The 16788-nt window shown below is 34.9% G+C and carries 12 protein-coding genes and 2 pseudogenes; 1 reads left to right on the forward strand and 13 read right to left on the reverse strand.

The features are described 5' to 3' along the window. Nucleotides 1-98: 98 nt before the first annotated feature. On the reverse strand, nt 99-443 hold the full coding sequence (locus tag ARA78_RS05000; RefSeq protein ID WP_025577053.1) for a hypothetical protein: 345 nt from the start codon (nt 441-443) through the stop codon (nt 99-101). Nucleotides 444-574: 131 nt separating this feature from the next. Here ARA78_RS05000 and ARA78_RS05005 point away from each other — a divergent pair, with 131 nt between their 5' ends. Then, nucleotides 575-826, forward strand: coding sequence for a helix-turn-helix domain-containing protein (locus tag ARA78_RS05005; protein ID WP_019162211.1), 252 nt, complete (start codon nt 575-577; stop codon nt 824-826). Nucleotides 827-877: 51 nt separating this feature from the next. Here the strand turns inward: ARA78_RS05005 and ARA78_RS05010 are convergent, their stop codons facing one another. The 12 genes and pseudogenes from ARA78_RS05010 to drmA all read right to left on the reverse strand — a co-directional run bounded on the left by ARA78_RS05010 (nt 878) and on the right by drmA (nt 16786). Beyond that, nucleotides 878-1486 carry a DUF6664 family protein gene (locus tag ARA78_RS05010; protein WP_055056932.1) on the reverse strand — a complete coding sequence of 203 codons (609 nt, stop codon included), beginning with the start codon at nt 1484-1486 and terminating at the stop codon, nt 878-880. Further along, the gene (locus tag ARA78_RS14015) at nt 1432-1599 is read right to left on the reverse strand and encodes a hypothetical protein (protein WP_172674887.1); all 168 of its coding nucleotides are present in this window, start codon (nt 1597-1599) and stop codon (nt 1432-1434) included. Before ARA78_RS14015 ends, ARA78_RS05010 begins: the two co-directional genes overlap by 55 nt. 182 nt (nt 1600-1781) lie before the next feature. Further along, a pseudogene (locus ARA78_RS05015) lies at nt 1782-2288 on the reverse strand (ATP-binding cassette domain-containing protein); the annotation flags it as partial. Between the two features lie 51 nt (nt 2289-2339). Further along, the gene (locus tag ARA78_RS05020; RefSeq protein ID WP_172674890.1) at nt 2340-3023 is read right to left on the reverse strand and encodes a response regulator transcription factor; all 684 of its coding nucleotides are present in this window, start codon (nt 3021-3023) and stop codon (nt 2340-2342) included. 612 nt (nt 3024-3635) lie between these two features. After that, nucleotides 3636-3956: pseudogene (locus ARA78_RS05025) on the reverse strand (hypothetical protein). 206 nt (nt 3957-4162) lie between these two features. After that, nucleotides 4163-6436 (reverse strand): ATP-binding protein, encoded by a 2274-nt coding sequence (locus ARA78_RS05030; RefSeq protein ID WP_055147236.1) that lies wholly within the window; start codon nt 6434-6436, stop codon nt 4163-4165. Between the two features lie 80 nt (nt 6437-6516). After that, a complete protein-coding gene (locus ARA78_RS05035) occupies nt 6517-7956 on the reverse strand; it encodes an ATP-binding protein (protein ID WP_055147233.1) in 1440 nt (479 codons plus the stop codon). Nucleotides 7957-8125: 169 nt separating this feature from the next. Next, nucleotides 8126-10024: an ATP-binding protein gene (locus tag ARA78_RS05040; RefSeq protein WP_055280103.1), complete on the reverse strand. Its 1899-nt coding sequence runs from the start codon at nt 10022-10024 to the stop codon at nt 8126-8128. Between the two features lie 21 nt (nt 10025-10045). After that, nucleotides 10046-10792 (reverse strand): HNH endonuclease, encoded by a 747-nt coding sequence (locus ARA78_RS05045; protein WP_172674891.1) that lies wholly within the window; start codon nt 10790-10792, stop codon nt 10046-10048. Nucleotides 10793-10878: 86 nt separating this feature from the next. Next, a complete protein-coding gene (locus ARA78_RS05050; RefSeq protein ID WP_055147224.1) occupies nt 10879-11574 on the reverse strand; it encodes a phospholipase D-like domain-containing protein in 696 nt (231 codons plus the stop codon). Beyond that, nucleotides 11556-13319, reverse strand: coding sequence for a DUF1998 domain-containing protein (gene drmB, locus ARA78_RS05055; RefSeq protein ID WP_055147222.1), 1764 nt, complete (start codon nt 13317-13319; stop codon nt 11556-11558). Before drmB ends, ARA78_RS05050 begins: the two co-directional genes overlap by 19 nt. Continuing rightward, nucleotides 13319-16786, reverse strand: coding sequence for a DISARM system helicase DrmA (drmA, locus tag ARA78_RS05060; RefSeq protein ID WP_055147219.1), 3468 nt, complete (start codon nt 16784-16786; stop codon nt 13319-13321). The genes drmB and drmA overlap by 1 nt, the downstream gene beginning before the upstream one ends. Nucleotides 16787-16788: the final 2 nt, after the last annotated feature.

Genomic DNA, 16788 nt, shown 5'->3' on the forward strand with positions numbered 1-16788 from the left:
AGCTTCACACCTTTTCGCTTCATTATTCTTTTACAAATTCATAAAATACAAATCTGCTCTATTGATAATGATATCACAAAAATGTTCTACTGCATATTTTAATTCAATTTTTGAATCCACTCTCTGCTTTCTTTGGGTGCATTTTTACAAAAATTCTGCATCCACATTTTATGCAAGCTAATTTCTGATTCTGTATTTCCTATGTTTCCAACACAGCCCCCCATTTCCTGAAGTGCTTCCAGACAATCCCATTCCTTTTTGAACTCTCCTGCAAATTCCATCCACACTTTTATATGGTATTCCTTAAAACCAAAATGGTAAATCAAGTAGGTCAACCTGTCAAAATCAGCTAACGGCATTTTTTCTTTTTTCAGCAATAACCTTTTATCATGCTCGCTGCATAGATATAAAAATGCAAGCTGTTCTATCTTTGCCTGCTCCATATATTTCTCCCTTCTCTTCTACTTTGTCTCACTTTTACAACCGATTCTACCTTGTCCAATCGTTAAAATCAATACAGATGGTGCAAAAAGTGAGACAAGCCATCCTTTTACCAGAGAGGAAGAGATTTAAAATGCCAAAGCCAAGGACACAGTCTGGTGAGAAGAATCTGATCAGCCAACGGTTGATTGAGCTTCGCAGGACTCACAATATGTCTCAGCGTGATCTTGCCTATAAACTCCAGTTAGCTGGTTACGATATGGATAAAAATGTAATCACCAGAATCGAAACAAACAAGCGTTATGTCACTGATCTTGAATTAAAAGCCATTGCTGAAATCTTTCAGGTTTCATACATATTTCTCATTGATGGCAAAGACGAATAGAAGTGACAAATGGGGAAGTTCAATCGTGCTTCCCCATTTTATCCGTCCTTATTACAGATTCAGTAGTTCTAAGATTTTCTGCATACCGGCCTGATATAAAGATTCCGCATATAATATCCATCTTTCACTGACTTCAGTAACATATGCGTCTATCGTTTTTCGCTTTTCTTTTGCTAATCCCATTGTCTGAACCTGTTCTTCATATTTTGATATTTTTTCCAGCATTCCCTGGTACGCTATATTTTCTTTCAGCTGTTCTTCGATCTCATCAATCCAGGTATCCAGCAGCAATTCCAGCAGTTTCTGTGTGTCACCGTCATCCTTTCCCAGTATTGCTTTTTTTATTTTCCCCAGCATAGCTCCATAAGAAATCATTTGAGCCTGTCCCATATAAAAATGGTACTCTTCTTCTATCATTTCCTTTTCGCTCTCCAGTTGGAAATATCGATGTACTGCCTTATGCTCTTCTTCCGTTAGGCTGATTGACTGATTCGTCTCCATAAATGTTTCTATCACTGGATACTTTTCTGTAAATTCCAGTATTTTCTTTTGCAGTCTCTGGTATTCCGCATTATGCTTTTTCAGATAGATACATACCTGTTCTCCTATCCGTATCCCCAGACATTGCTCGTTCCAGATGATATCTGGCTGTACTGACATATCGTTTTCTCCTTTCTGTATCGTTTCCCTGTTCCAAGCACAAGACTATACCACACTTCTGGAAGAAAGCTATTCAGCAGATCTACTGAAATGACCTGGTCAATACTGTGCAATCTGTTCTTTCTCTATAATAAAAAACGGCATGGAAGAATCCTATTCTTTCATACCTACTACCTGCTTCTATATTCAACTAGATACACATTCTTTTCCATTATCTGTGTATCATGTACCTATTTTCCTCTAAGAGTAAACTGGATACACTCTATACACGCCTACCATCTATACCTCATTTTACATCAAGAACTAATAAATCTGGTTCTCCAACCAAAGCAAGACCAATTCCCAAACGCTGTTTCATTCCAAGTGAAAAATGTTTTGTTTTTTTCTTTCCCACATTCTCCAGACCGATAATTCTCAATATTTCTTCAATATAACTTTTTTTCTTTATTCCAAACAGCTTGCATTTGATATTCAGATTTTCATATGCAGTCATATTTCCATAAAGTCCCGGTGCCTCAATCAGACATCCTATCCGTGATCGAACTTTTTGCAAATCTTTTCCCTTGTATCCGAACATCTCGATTTCTCCACAAGTTGGCTTGGAAAGTCCACTGATCATCTTCAGACAAGTTGTCTTCCCAGCTCCATTCCGACCGATAAAACCATAAATAGCACCTTTTTTAATATGCATATTGACACTGTCCACAGCTTTATGGTGTCCATATTGCTTAGTCAAATTTCTTGTTTCCAATAACATTTCGCTCAAGTTTTTCATCTCCTTTTTCTTATCTGCATTTATCATAAAGGAATAATCCTAATCAAACGCAAATAAATAGTAAAAAAAGAGTAAAGATTATAGATGAAGACGATAACCGATTCCCCAGACTGTTTCAATATATTCCTCAGATGTAACTGTTTTTATCTTTTTACGAATATTGCTTATATGTACATCCAGAGTTTTTGTTTCACCCATATATGGTTCGTCCCACGCATATTCAAAAATGTCCTCTTTACTGAAAACCTGCTTCGGATTTCTGAGCAGTAATTCTAAAATCGCAAACTCCTGTCTTGTTATCTTAGGAAGTATTTTTCCACCAATGCTGACCTGAAAAGTAGCTTTGTTCAATACCATCTCTCTGAACGAAAGGTTAGATTCTTTTATTTCCTTTTCTTCTGTATGACGAAGCTGTACCTGAATTCTTGCCAGTACCTCTCTGATTTCAAAAGGTTTCGTTATATAATCATCAGCCCCACTAGTTAAAACCTTTACCTTTTCATCCAAGCTATCTTTCGCAGTCAAAACAATAACCGGAAGATTTCCCTTTTTCCGTATTTCCTCCAGAACTGCTTCTCCTGTAATTCCCGGCAACATCAAATCCAGCAACACCAGTGCATAGCTATGCTCCTGCATATTCAAAAGCAGCTTTGCCTCAGTTCCGGAAAACGCCTGCTCACAGGAATAGCCTGCTTTGGATAATGCTTCCTGAAGCAGATTATTGATATTTGTATCATCTTCTACAATCAGTATTTTCTGCATGATAGTTCTCTCCTCTATTTTACACTGTGAAAACATTATTTTCTTGCATTATACGCTTTTCCCTTTTTTCCCGCAATTACTCCCCACAGATCCCCAGAATTCTCCAGTACATAACATACTTTTTGTTCCAACTGAACTTATAATTTTCAGTATTGCTGTGCTTCCAAGATGCATATATCACTTTTTCCTTACCATTATGCCTTTATTTCTCCATCAGTGCTTTCGCGCCCCTTGTCCCGCCCGCAAATAGAGCCAAACCAGAGCCATTTGATAAAACAAATGCCGGAAGTCCGCATAAATACAGGCTTTCGGCATTTCTGTCCGTTATTCAAACTCGCAGAATCTAGTTTGATTTTGGTTATTTCAATACGGTTATCTATACTGTTTTGTATTGATATTTTGCATCTTTTCCACACGTTATTTTTCGTTTCATATATTTCTGTCGGTTTGCTTGTCCACCTATGGAAATAATAATCTCCAAGCAATATTTCTGCAAGAAAAAGTTTTGTGGTACTAATCGTTAGTACCACGATTGTTTTCTATGTACTGAGCAAAATCAATTACCTTTACAGGCTTTTTCTTAGGAATAATCCTAACCGATCCATCACCTGCTCATCTCACGTATAGTATTCTTTTCACTTCCAGCTGTATTTCATCACTAAAGTCTGATAAATCATCATATGTAATTACATTCAGTCTAATGAAACGAACAATATCCCATATTGCCTCTGATTTACTCATCTCCATGATAACACCCGGATGACGCTTATCTTCTTTTATCCGTTTTTCAAGTTCCCAGAATTTCTCTGATGCAGGCTTTTTATCATCATTCAGAAAATTTGCATACTCTTTAACAAGACCTTCCATATAATTTTCCTGCCAGCCTGATAATCTTTCTCAAAATAATTTCCAATCCTTTCTGCTTATGTCCATGATTTTGAACCTCCTCAGTCTCATGTTAGCCTCAACAAACAGTGTCAAAAATAAGACCGATTTGAAATTGTACTCATACGAATCAGCCATAAATTCCGATTTTATCGCATTTTTGCCATATTATGTATTCTCTCCAAATCTTAAATCTCATTGAAAGCAATATCACTCTTTTAACGAGGCTTTAATTTTTTGTAATATTAAAAATCCTATAGATTGGGGGTAATTTCTTCTGTTTCTACATCCACACATTCGTTTTTCTCAACTATTTTCTCTCCGTCATTCGTTTGTAAATACTTCATATCATTAAGCTGTAAAATCACTGGTTGTTTTAGCCCGATACCTTTTCCAATAGCAATTGCGTGTCTTTCTTCCAATGTCGGCAAGGTATCCGAATAATCCTTACCAATATAATTTTCCAAGAAAGATTTTCCTGTATCATCAAATACTCTTAATGCAAAAATTGTATTGCATTGGTTCAATATACTCTTTGTTACATTTGCCGTACGCTGCGTAACTATAATGCAACCAAGTCCGTACTTTCTACCTTGTAAAATAACTTTTGCAGTGCCATTCGCATGAGAATTATCATCTTTTACTACAACTGAATTAAACTCCGGAGTCAATGAATGCGCTTCTTCATAAACAACACAACATCTCGCCTTATCTATTTGCCCTAAATCCATACACTTTTTAAGAACTATTTCAGAAATAATTTGAACCTTTTCAACCAAAGAGACATCCTTCAGCTCTGTAATTCTAAAATCAGTTGCAGCTTGTCTAACAATATATTTTTCAGGATTAAGTACCATCACAGATTTGTTATTAGCATCCATAAATCCAGACACTGCCGATTCCATCAGCTTTTTAAAATTCTCAACATTTCCCCACGAAGATTTTGAATCACTTGTACCTGTACGCATTGATTGTGACTCAAGTTCATCTATTTTCTCCTGCAGCAAATCACTTACTATTTGTGCTTCAGGAATATATTTGTACAAACCATTATCACTTGCATATTGATTTGTAATATCTAAACATATAACTTTTATTCCAGCGGCAACAATTTTTTTAATCAACTCGAACGTTAAACATGATTTTCCAACTCCTAATATTCCTAATACTGCCGTATTATGAGTTACAAGAGCATTAATATTCTTTATAGGTATACTCATATCAGATCCCGGTAACCGACCAATAGAAGTTATTGCTATTTCTTGCAAATCAATATCTCGATTTACTTTGCACAGGTATACAGGCTCATAAACTTTCGGTGTCCAATTAACATGTTTTATCTCATGATGTCCGGCATCATAATGCCCTAATTTTCTTGCTACTGCACATATATATCCATACTCGCTATCCGCACTGTTACTAGCTATCTTTGTAATGCCATTAATTACTTGGTAAAGAACTTCACTTCCTGCAATATGTGTTTTAACTATTGTTCCTTCTGTTAATCGCGTTTCATCTATTTTGCATGTATTAAACCTGATAGTACTAACATTCGATTCAGGAAGAACAAATCCAATAAAATCATCACGTTCCATAAAAATAGTTGATAATTTCAACTGTTCAAGAATTGATTGTTTTATTTTTCCATTATTCAAAACATGTGCAGTTCCTAAATTTTCCGTATAATTAATGTTAATTCCTATATCTTCCAAATCATTTAGTGTAATTTCCAGTTCTGCATTATCCAATAACATTATGCTTATCCAAGTTGAATCAATAAGGTTCTTTCTTTGTATTTCTATTCCCAAACAATAAGAATCAGAGTCTACCTTTACCGCATACACAGAGTTTCTACTTGAAGATACAAGTTTTTCTTTTTCGTCTGTTTTAGGAACTGAAATTGTATATAAGTTTGACTCTGAATTTTTTATAGCTACTCCAATACACGAATCAATATCTTTTTCTTTTATTATCCCCATCAACTGACTAAATTTGGCAATAATGCTTTCTACAAGTCCAATTGGTACCATACATATCCATAAAGCAATCGCTGCGAATAACATAGGTGTATTATCTCTAAAAAACGAAAATGCCGAGACAAGATACACCACAGAAAACATAGTTTTAGAACTTCCTAAATGCTTTAAACACCAAAAACTAATCCGTTTTGCCTTTTCATTATAATTTTTTACAACCATATGAAAAATACTTAATATAAACATACAAACTGCATAAACAAGTAATTCAATGTAACCATTCAATTCCTGCCGATTTGTAATAGCTAGTAAAACCAATATCAACGAAATACTATTAGACAAAGTGTCTGTTGGCGATGAAAAATATGGTTCAGTTACGTACATTCCCATTATAATCAATAAGATCCCAGAGAAAAACCAAACTGATGCAGCCTCCGACTGATTCAATATATCCGCTATTCCCCCATTTAGCAATCCATATATCATAACAATTATAAAAATATATATTCCCGCCACAAGTAGTCTCTGCAATTGTGACAATTGTCTCTTCATTTTTCATTCTCCTTTTTAATTTTGCTATAACTTCTCTGAACTATTATCACATTGGATTCCTGTCCATAAAATATGCCTACTTACTCCCCTTTAATCTCCCAGTGACCGCTATATCCACTTCCGACATATACAATATTCGTCATTTGTTTTATTCTTCTCTTCACAGTCCTTACACCAACACCTAACCTTGTTGCAATTTCTGATGTGGAAATTTGAGGATTTTCTTCTATCATGTCAAAGATTTGTTTCTGCAATTTGTCTTGAGTGCCACCTTGAGTGCCACCTTGAGTGCCATCTTGAGTGCCATCTTGAATGCCATCTTGAATGCCTCCCTGAGTATCATTAACATTCATCACATAATCATGTCCATAATTCAGATTATACAAAGTCAATGTAAAATCATCATTATCCGCATCAAAGACTGGCATCCTAGACTCATCAAATTCGACTTGTCCCTCATAATCTGCCAATATTTTCTTGAAACCACTACCTCTACGCTCCATGTATTTCAAGCGGCTGAATATATCAGCTAATATCGGATTTCTTCGCTTTGATGGAATTTTCAATAGATCTTTTCCTTCTAGAGAAATCCCACTTACCATTCCACCAGGCGAATATATTTCAATTCTATCATCGAACATATCTATATGGACTTCACTGCCTATCTCCATATAGTTTCTATGAATTAATGCATTTACTACACCTTCAAGCACTGCCCGATCCGGATAATCCGGCATTTCAATTCTGCCGTCCCCAACCTTACGCCATGCCTTCTTAGAGTTATTTCTCACAAAATCAGTTCCCGCCTGCAACAATGTGACAAGACTGCCAGTATATTCCTTATCATCAAGTGCATCTACAATTCCAGATGCCTTAGTAAGTCCATTCCATCTAGTGCAAAACAATCTGGAATGACGCACAGGTGATTCATCTGCCAGAAGTGCTCCAGCATTCGTCAGATTCCCTTTTTCATCAATCAATCCAAATGATTCATAATCTGTATCTTCAAATGTATTTCCTGTTCTCTGCTTATATACTGATTTCAATTTTGTAAATGACATATTGTCAAAATCATAGCTTGATTTCAGGCTATCATAGCTTTCACCGCTACCACGAAGAACCAGTTCTCTTAGTTGTGAAGGAGTCGCTGGAACACTTTCATTTCCTATACGCATAAATGCGACAAGTTGCCCGTCTCCCTCATAATAGTATGGTGTCTGCTGCCCTTTCATAACTTCTACAATAACAAAAGTCTTGTCCCCATCTTTTTCAAACGAAAGCTTAAACTCTGGTATTGGATTCAAATGTATTTTTATTGCTTCACTAATTTTCTCCGCATCACTTTCTGCATCAGCAAGTCCCACTAATTCACTATTGTTAGATACACCAAATATCAACTTGCCACCAAAACAATTAGCAAACGCACTGATGCTCTTGCACCAACTTTTAGGTTTCTTCTCTTCAAGAGCAAGCTTTTTGTCATAATCTGTGGTTTCACCAATTAGCAGCTTTATGTCCATGAATTCACTCCTTCTTTATTTTATGATTGATAAAACTATCTCAATATATAATTAAGCTTTTTCGTATTCAAAAACAGATTCTATCATTTATTGTTTTATGTTTACTATCAATTAAATTCACAAGCTCATTCAAAGTGATAAACTTATTCTTTAACTACATTATATATCCTTATTTATCAGATTTATTATTCTTTTTCATGCTTATGTCTTCATACATTTTATATAAATCATCATTATATCTTCTTGCTTCTGCAAGCAAATCCGAATATGATTTAATAAAAATACCCTCTTTTTCTAATCCTTTTCTATACTTATTTGCTCCTGGTTCATATGTCATATTATCAGATATCAAAAATCCCTTCACATTTCCCTGTGTTTGCGGAGACTGTGTTTCTATAAACTCTACATACTCGCAAATTTGCTGTATCTCTTTCATTGTCAATTTTATCCTTGGTCTTTTTAATTCTATAACATGAATAACACCTGCACTATTTGTACACAAAAAATCCAATCTTCTATTACTTTCTGGTAATATAGATTCATCATTAAATTTTTGTTTCAATAACTTTGTATAGGTAATTTCTCTTTCAAACTTTGACATCTTTGCATCTAACAGCCATGGAAATTCTTCTAGAAATTTTTGGATAACATCTCTCTCAGATGCATTAGTCTGTATAAATTTTTCAAATTGTTCAATAGTCTTTACTCTACCTATAGCAATCTTGGCATATTCTTTCGCTTCAATAGTGTTCCAGTCTGTAAGTAATTTTATAGCATGCTCATTATCTAATTCTTGTAATTCATCTAACTCTGCAGTAAATTGTTTAAATCCCTCAAAGCTATACATATCTTTAATACATCCAATATAATCTGCTGCTATATCCTCAGCAATATCATCATTTTCAATAATTGCATTTGTTAACTTCTGTGCTAAAGGTCTTTCTGCTGGATTGAGAGCTTTTATCCATTCGTCTACATCATAACCATGAGAAGATACTTTCCTTTTCTTTTCCGCTTTTCTTTGCTCCCTCCACTTCTTTTGAGCTATAGACACAAGTTTCTTTATAAGTTCTTGTAATTTAAATAACTCCTCATTCTCATCTATATCCCACGCAAGAGATTTTCTATCTGTAGAACAATTATCAACGTCAAAACTATTGTCTATAAAATCCACATCAAAACTTCCTGACATATATTGAAAAAAATTATCGTTTGCTCTATCATCAAATGAACTATGTTCCTGAACAAGTTTTCCTCTTGAAAATAATACTATTCCTTGAACATCCTTATTCAATGGTGTTTGTGATGTATATATCTTTCCTTGTACTCCTTTAACTTTGCCAAATTCGAATAAATCTTTGAATTTATAAGTTTCCGTATCAAAATCTTTTTCAAAATCTTCTGGAAATTTCCATATAAACTGACATTTATCCTCCGGGATATCATTTGAATTAATTTCATATTTTTCATCATCATTTATATGTACAACAAATTTATCTGAATAAATATGGAATCTAGTTTGCAAATTTCTATGTAGTCTTTCAATATCAAAATCCGACTTTCTTGATAAATGCTCAATAAAAAAAGAGGTTCCATTTTTTTCGTCAGTTTTAATACAATAATCAATAACTGTAGGCTTATATACATTTCCCTCACAATCTTTTAACTGCTCATAGTCCATTACAAAAGTATTCTTGATGCCAGACTTAACAGTTGAAATCGTAATTTTTTTACCTATTCCAAACATTGACAGCTTTCCAAGCCCCTTTTTACCTAACACTTTTCTTCCACCATCAGTTTCATCTTTATGCATTTCAACTCTACGATTTCTTCCAATTTTCAAAAAATAATCATTTAATTCAGAAAATGTCATTCCAATGCCGTCATCAGAAACAGTAATAGTCTTCTCACCTTCATTTTTAAAGTTTATATAAACATTATTTGCATCAGCATCCCAAGCATTTGATACCAACTCTGCAATCATTGGTGGAATCGTTGAATATAGTTTTACCCCCAAGTGATCTATTGTATTTATATCAAATGTTACCTGTAATTCTTTCTGCTCCATCCTATGACACCTTCTTTCTCATTAATTATCATAATAAAAATGATATATATTATTTGTATAAATGTTTATTCCCTTTTCTTTATTACATTTACTACACATCAATTGCATATTTGATACATCATTGAGTCCACCATCTTCTAAAGGAACAATATGATCGTATTGATTCTCATATTGTTCCTCAATATCCATGATTCCGGATAGATCCTTTTGACACATAACACATTTGCAACGGTCTCTATATTTGACTGCACGTTTTACCCATAGTGGAACATTTTTTCTATCTGACTTCCCTAGGAGCACATCTGACATAAATATATTAAAATGCATCAAAAACTCTCTGTTCTGAAACAGCAAATAGACTACTTCGTTCTTAATACAATCAATCACATCATAATAATTGTCCTCAAGATAATTAGTATATTGTGTGGCAACATCCAAAGCTTCAAACTCATCTGGAGTTATATTTTTTGCAATCCAATCTTCCATTTTTTCAATGCATCCTTGATAATGCATAATCGCCAATTCGAATGTAGTGTATTTGTATCCATATCTATAGAATACTTCATGTTTTTTACCAATTACATTTTCAAATCTATCTGCATCAATAGCACTTTCAACATCTAACGCCATATACTTATTTTGTTCGAAAAGAATTCTTTCCACAGCAAAATCTACAAAGCTATGAAGATACGATTCTTTAGAAAAATCTTCTCTTTCACATTCACTTAACGGATCTGTAAATTCTGCCAATGTTCTAGCATAATCCAAGCTAGAGTCCTCAATAATATATTGAATTATTGAACAAAAATAGTATGTGTTAAAATATTTCATTTCTAATTTTCGCAAAACAACACCTACTCTCTTAATTTTGAGAATACTTTCATCCTTACCATTTTTTTCATAACTTCCTCTATCTGTTTTGCCTTATCATGGGATTCAATCAAGAATCCCATTTCAATATTTCCTTGCATTCCGTGATATGAAAGATTCGCCGATGACACTAGTGACCTCTTTACATCTGATACAATGAGTTTGGCATGTAAAGCCGCCATCTTGTCATCTTCTTGCTTTTGATATTCATATATCTGTAAGAATCGCGAACGATATGACATCAGTCTGTCAAGCACTTCCTTCTGCTTTTCTGTATCATTTACATATAAACGAACATATACTCCTTGCTGGCTTTTTTTAATAATAACATCAAGCATTTCGGTAAAATAATCTGAGATTGAATAACCAGTTATAGTAAGACTCTTTTCTGTATTCTCTATCAGATTACGCATTATATCTTTGGTTCTTAATGTTTTCACACGGAATGAATCTGGTGCAGTAAGGACAAGCTCTGCGTGTTCAATTCTATTTGACGAATACATTTTCATGCAAAGGCTGATTATATCTGTTATCTCCTCTTCCGAACAATTAGTAAAATGTTTTCTAAGTTCTTCAATCACACGATAAAACTGCGCACTCTCTCCATTAACAGAATAATTTTCAAGTGCATCTACAATCAGACCTGCGATATATTCGATTTTTACACTTGTATTCCACATAAATCTCTCACCAATTCTCTGAAATATCCCATTTCCTCATGCTCCGGTACTGGTACAACTAACGCTCTATCAAGTAGGCGGTTACCATTTTCACATGCAGTTTCTGATATCATAGTACAAGAATGACAGGCAGCCCCATTTAATCTCTCACTTGTCGGATTCTTCATAAAGCATTCTGGATCTGTTGTACATGTCAAACCATTCTCTAATGCCCCTTTTAAAAGCGGTAAAAACTTATTCATTCCACCTAGTTCAACAAGTCCACCTAGTGAGCCTTCCTTATCTGCCGCACCTGTATAAATTAAAATTCCACACATTTTTTCACTACTATAAATGCGCTCATGTAATGCAGATGACGAATATCCTGACTGCATAGACATTTCCTTAATCAGCATATGTGAAAGTGTATGTAACAACACATACTCTGCATTTCTTGGTTTAAAATTCTCCCATCCTTTTTTCTGACAATATGCTGCATAACATTCCTCATATTTATCAGAACGAGATTTCACAGTCTCTATCTGCATCCACTGGTTTATTTTTTCCTTATTTAATTCAATGAATACACCTTCACCATTGATTTCGACTGCCGGAAGCCATTTTTCTCCCGAAGAGCACTTCAATTTTACAATATGTGACTGCTCATCCACTTCTGGTTCTGGTGCTTCCAATCTTGTAAAACCTGTCAAAACTCGTACTTCACGTAATCTATGTATTTTAATAATCCTAGAAATATACTCTTTTAAGCTTTCACTCAAGGCTACTTCTTCTGCTTTGAAATATTTAACATCATGTTGATACTCGACATCCTCATGATGCGTAATAGCTGCATACTCCATTTCTTTAAGTTCAGTAAACTCTTTAATATTTTGGCTTAATCTATCATAGGCAGCTTTAAAGTCTTCATAAGAATATTTATCTCCAAAATACTTCTGATAAGCAAATGAAAGACCTGCCTCTTCTCCCATAGCCTCTACCAATGTTTCAATAGTTGCTCTTTGTGTACCCATGATATCATTAATAGGATTTGTCCAAGGTGGAATTGATATTGCATTTCTTGTGACTGTAAAATACACATTAGATGCACCACGCTGGCTAGGTATTACACTCTTCTTACAAATTTTCGCCTTTGCTCCTGGTCTATGCGGATGGTTTCCTGAACAGCATAGACCAGCAAATTTTTCCTTCTGCATTGCTCCAGACATAACTCTCCTTGCACCGCAATTACACTCAACACGGAGTTCTGCAAGTGATGAAGTATTGCCCATTGATTTTAGGTACATATCCTCTTTACAACTTGTTTCTCCATGATGTACCCACCATCTCCAAGGGAAATCGTCCATATGCCCATCTTCGCATACTGTTATAAATCTCGAAGGGTATGCTGGAAATCCACACTTAGGGCATTTCACTTCACCTTGATTCTTTTTGTACTGGTCCATATCAAAGTAATCTCTCATATCAAATAAAAATTTACATGTTCCCTTTGAACACACATGGTAATATGGAAATGACACAACTGGAATATCCTCTTTTCCACCTGTCTTTGGCATAAAGAATCGTCGAACATTCATATAACTAGCCAATCTTGCATCTCTAATTTCTTTACCAATATTATTAGTACCCCAGTACTCTATATCTAAAACTGTCAATGAATCATTTACAGCATCCATTATCGAGCCTGGTCCATATGTAGTTATTAACTGATTCGGACGAATCTCGCCCAATTTTTTATAAAAATTCATCAGACACCCTCCCAATAAAAAACTGTTGATGATTGCTCAACATCACGCATAGAACTTAGTGTTGGTTTTTCTTTGTCTCCATAATATTCGCCATAGTATGTAAGCAGCCTCTTCTTATCATCAGCTACTGCTGGAACAAAATAATATAGCTTTTCGTCTTTTGCAATGTTCTTCCAAGTATTAATAAACTCATCCATTTCTTTCTCTGTATCTACATAAGACGATGGTGCAGTTATCTTAACTCGCTCAAGAATTTTGTCTTTTATATCTTTGATTTGTTCATCAGAAATATCATTAATGTTTGATGCTCCACCATTATCGGCCATCGTCTCTACCTGTAATCTTAATAAAGAAACTACCAATGCGTGTAATACTCTGTCTCTAGCTCTAGCCGCAAATGGCGTTGCTGTAGTTCCTTCTACATATCTATACATCTGTGAGTGGAAACCAACAAAATTCTCATAATTAGACAAATCCCTTGGTCTGTAAGGATTATAAACAGTAAAAATAATTCCAGGATGCTGTCGACCCACACGGCTTGTTGCCTGAATATATTCAGAGTTCTGCTTGGGCTGACCTACAACTGACATAAGTCCTAAACGGTCAACATCCATACCTACCGCTATCATATTAGTTGCAATAACAACATCATAACAACCTTGCTTCTCCTTGTTTTTATCATAAGAAATTGCTAACTTTTCAAGAACCTGCGCAATCTCCCATGAAGGTATGCGAGATGTAATTTCCTTCTTTCCCTCAAAACTGAGATACCTCTGTTCTGAGCTATTATATTTATTCTTTACAACACGAATACGGCTTGCTATATCGTCGTCAAGAAGGCGCACTGCACCACCCAATTCTCGAATACTATTAAAGTACCCAATCAATGTGTAATATGGATCAATATAATCCTCATATTCCGGATCCTTTGCTATATCTAGTGCTGTTTGCAAAATAATCGAATACAAACGAATAAGCGTTGTTTTTACAGATTGTCCGCTCGCACATATACCAGCATATTGACGAAATGGCTTTTTTCCATCACTAATCATTCTACTGATTTTTTCTTCTGAAGCATCAACTAAATTTTCAGTTGGAAGCGGTACTTCCTTAATAAAAAATGAATCTCTTGTATCAAAGCCACTTGGCGGAAATTGTGCAAATTCATTTCTCCCATAAAGAAACTTAATCTGTTCCCCAGCATTTCTAATAGTTGCTGTTGAAACAATATACTTAGGTCGAATCTTCTTTCCATTCTTCTCAATACAGCACATCTCTTCTACAACAGTTTCATATCCACCATAAATCGTTCCAAGAGGACCAGTAATTAAATGAAGCTCATCCTGTATAATTAGCTCAGGAGGATAGAATGGTTTACATGCAACCATTTCAGCCCTTTCCAATCCCGCTGCGACATCTGCATTATGTCTTCCTGCATGCTTTTCTCCAATAGCAATATGTCCACATCTACTACAATATCTATCTGTTCTGCCAAATAGCAAACCAACTCGTTCAGACCATGGAAGTCTCGCAAATTTATCTACAGTAGAAATAATCACAGTAGGACACTTTGCATAAATTTCCTCATCAACAAGATAAACCGGTATGGTTCTTCCTGTTTTTAACGAAAACATACAATTCTTATCTGCACAATGAATTTTAACATACTTTCCCTTTTCATTGATGTCATATTCATCCCGTGTGATTTTCTTACCACAATAAGGGCATTTAATAATCTGCTTTGTAAGCTTCCTTATAAATTCTTTCTTCTTAAATTGATCAGAATCACTGTATTCGCTAAATTTATTTGGGGTAACATTACCTCCAACCCAGAATCCAATTGAAATTCTTTCCTTACCATATAATTTTTCATTCTTCTCACGCAATTGTTCCATTGCAACAATAAGACGCATCAGTCTGTCTCTCTGCTGAGTTGTAAGTAAACGAAGCGTGTACCTTAAAAATACTGTTACTCCACCATCTTTCTCATAATCAGTTTCATCTGAAGCTGTCAGTCTCCTATATGCTATAGTAAAAGCAATCAGCCCTAAATATGCCTCTGTCTTACCACCACCAGTAGGGAAGTATAATAAATCAACAATATTTCGTTCCGGAGACTCACCATCCATAATCCCATACAAATTCAAAAGAACAAATGCAATCTGGAATGGTCTCCACTCACTGTGATCTTTCTTTCTTCCTTTTTCTGGCATATCAGTCATATAATCTCTTAAGCTGCAAGGAATACCATTACCATAATCTTTTGAAAAAGCTGTAATACTTCTCTGTAAATACATTGCTTGATTCATAAATACAAACGCTTGATATACCTTATCATTGTTTTCAATCAAATCAATTCCATCATTCATCCTACGATTTGCATCATTGCATTTATCAATAATAGTCTGACCTGTTGCCTTAAATTTATCATCATGCATAGCTTCGTCGTTTGTCAATACATCTGTAATCCAACTTCCATACATTTCTGTCAATGTACGAAGATTCTGAATAACTTCTGACTTTTTCTTTGGTGAACCCATCTGAAGCATCGAAAAGGCATGCTCCGGCATATCATCTATCTGTGCACTTACACTTGGAATTTCATAATCTGGAATAAATGATGATTTTATAGCAGTTGCATTTATCTCTTCTGCTTTCTTTTCCCAAGTAGCAGCACAACCTCTTCCTCTTGCATAAACTGGTCTGCCTTTATAATAATATTCATCCTCTAATTCAACTTTTCTACAGAGATATTCTGGTACAAAAATAGGACTCATCAAATCATCTGCTATGAGCATCTCCACTTGGAACATTACCTTTTCATATTCTTTTTCATCGCCATCTGACATATCATTATTATGCAAATAAACCGATACCATCTTGTATCCATTGTCTAACTGCATCTTCATAACATAAATATAGACGTTTCCATTAGACTCAAGTGAAATCTGCTTCGAACGCCCCATCTCATTAAAATCGATTTCCACAACATCATTCATCTGCTCACGAATATATATGGTATGTTTCTTCTTTTTCTTATTCTCTGCATCTTCTTCCAAGTTTTCATCTATTACTTCACCCTGCACCTGTTCTGCATAATACTTTCCCCAATTAATATAAGCATTAACCTTTTGAACATCATCAGAGACATAGAAAGACACGCCTATAGAAGACGGCTTCTGAAAACCACCTTTTACTCTATCCTCTGGTTCCTCTTCTTCAAAAATTCCTGCCTCCAAAGTTTCTCCATCAGCATCGAAATTCTTTTCTGTAAACTCTACATCATTGTAATTTTCATCTTCCGTTACATCTGTATCCGCAGGGTATAATAATCCCGTAATATAACTACTCGTTGGTACTTCATTCAATTGTTCACAATCTGATGTTGGTCCTATTAAGTCTTTTCGTACTGCATCTAGAATCTTCTGTCGAACAATAGCATGCTTAAAATCCTTTATATCAGCCATCT

It is taken from the genome of Coprococcus eutactus, from assembly GCF_001404675.1.
Lineage (GTDB): Bacteria > Bacillota > Clostridia > Lachnospirales > Lachnospiraceae > Coprococcus > Coprococcus aceti.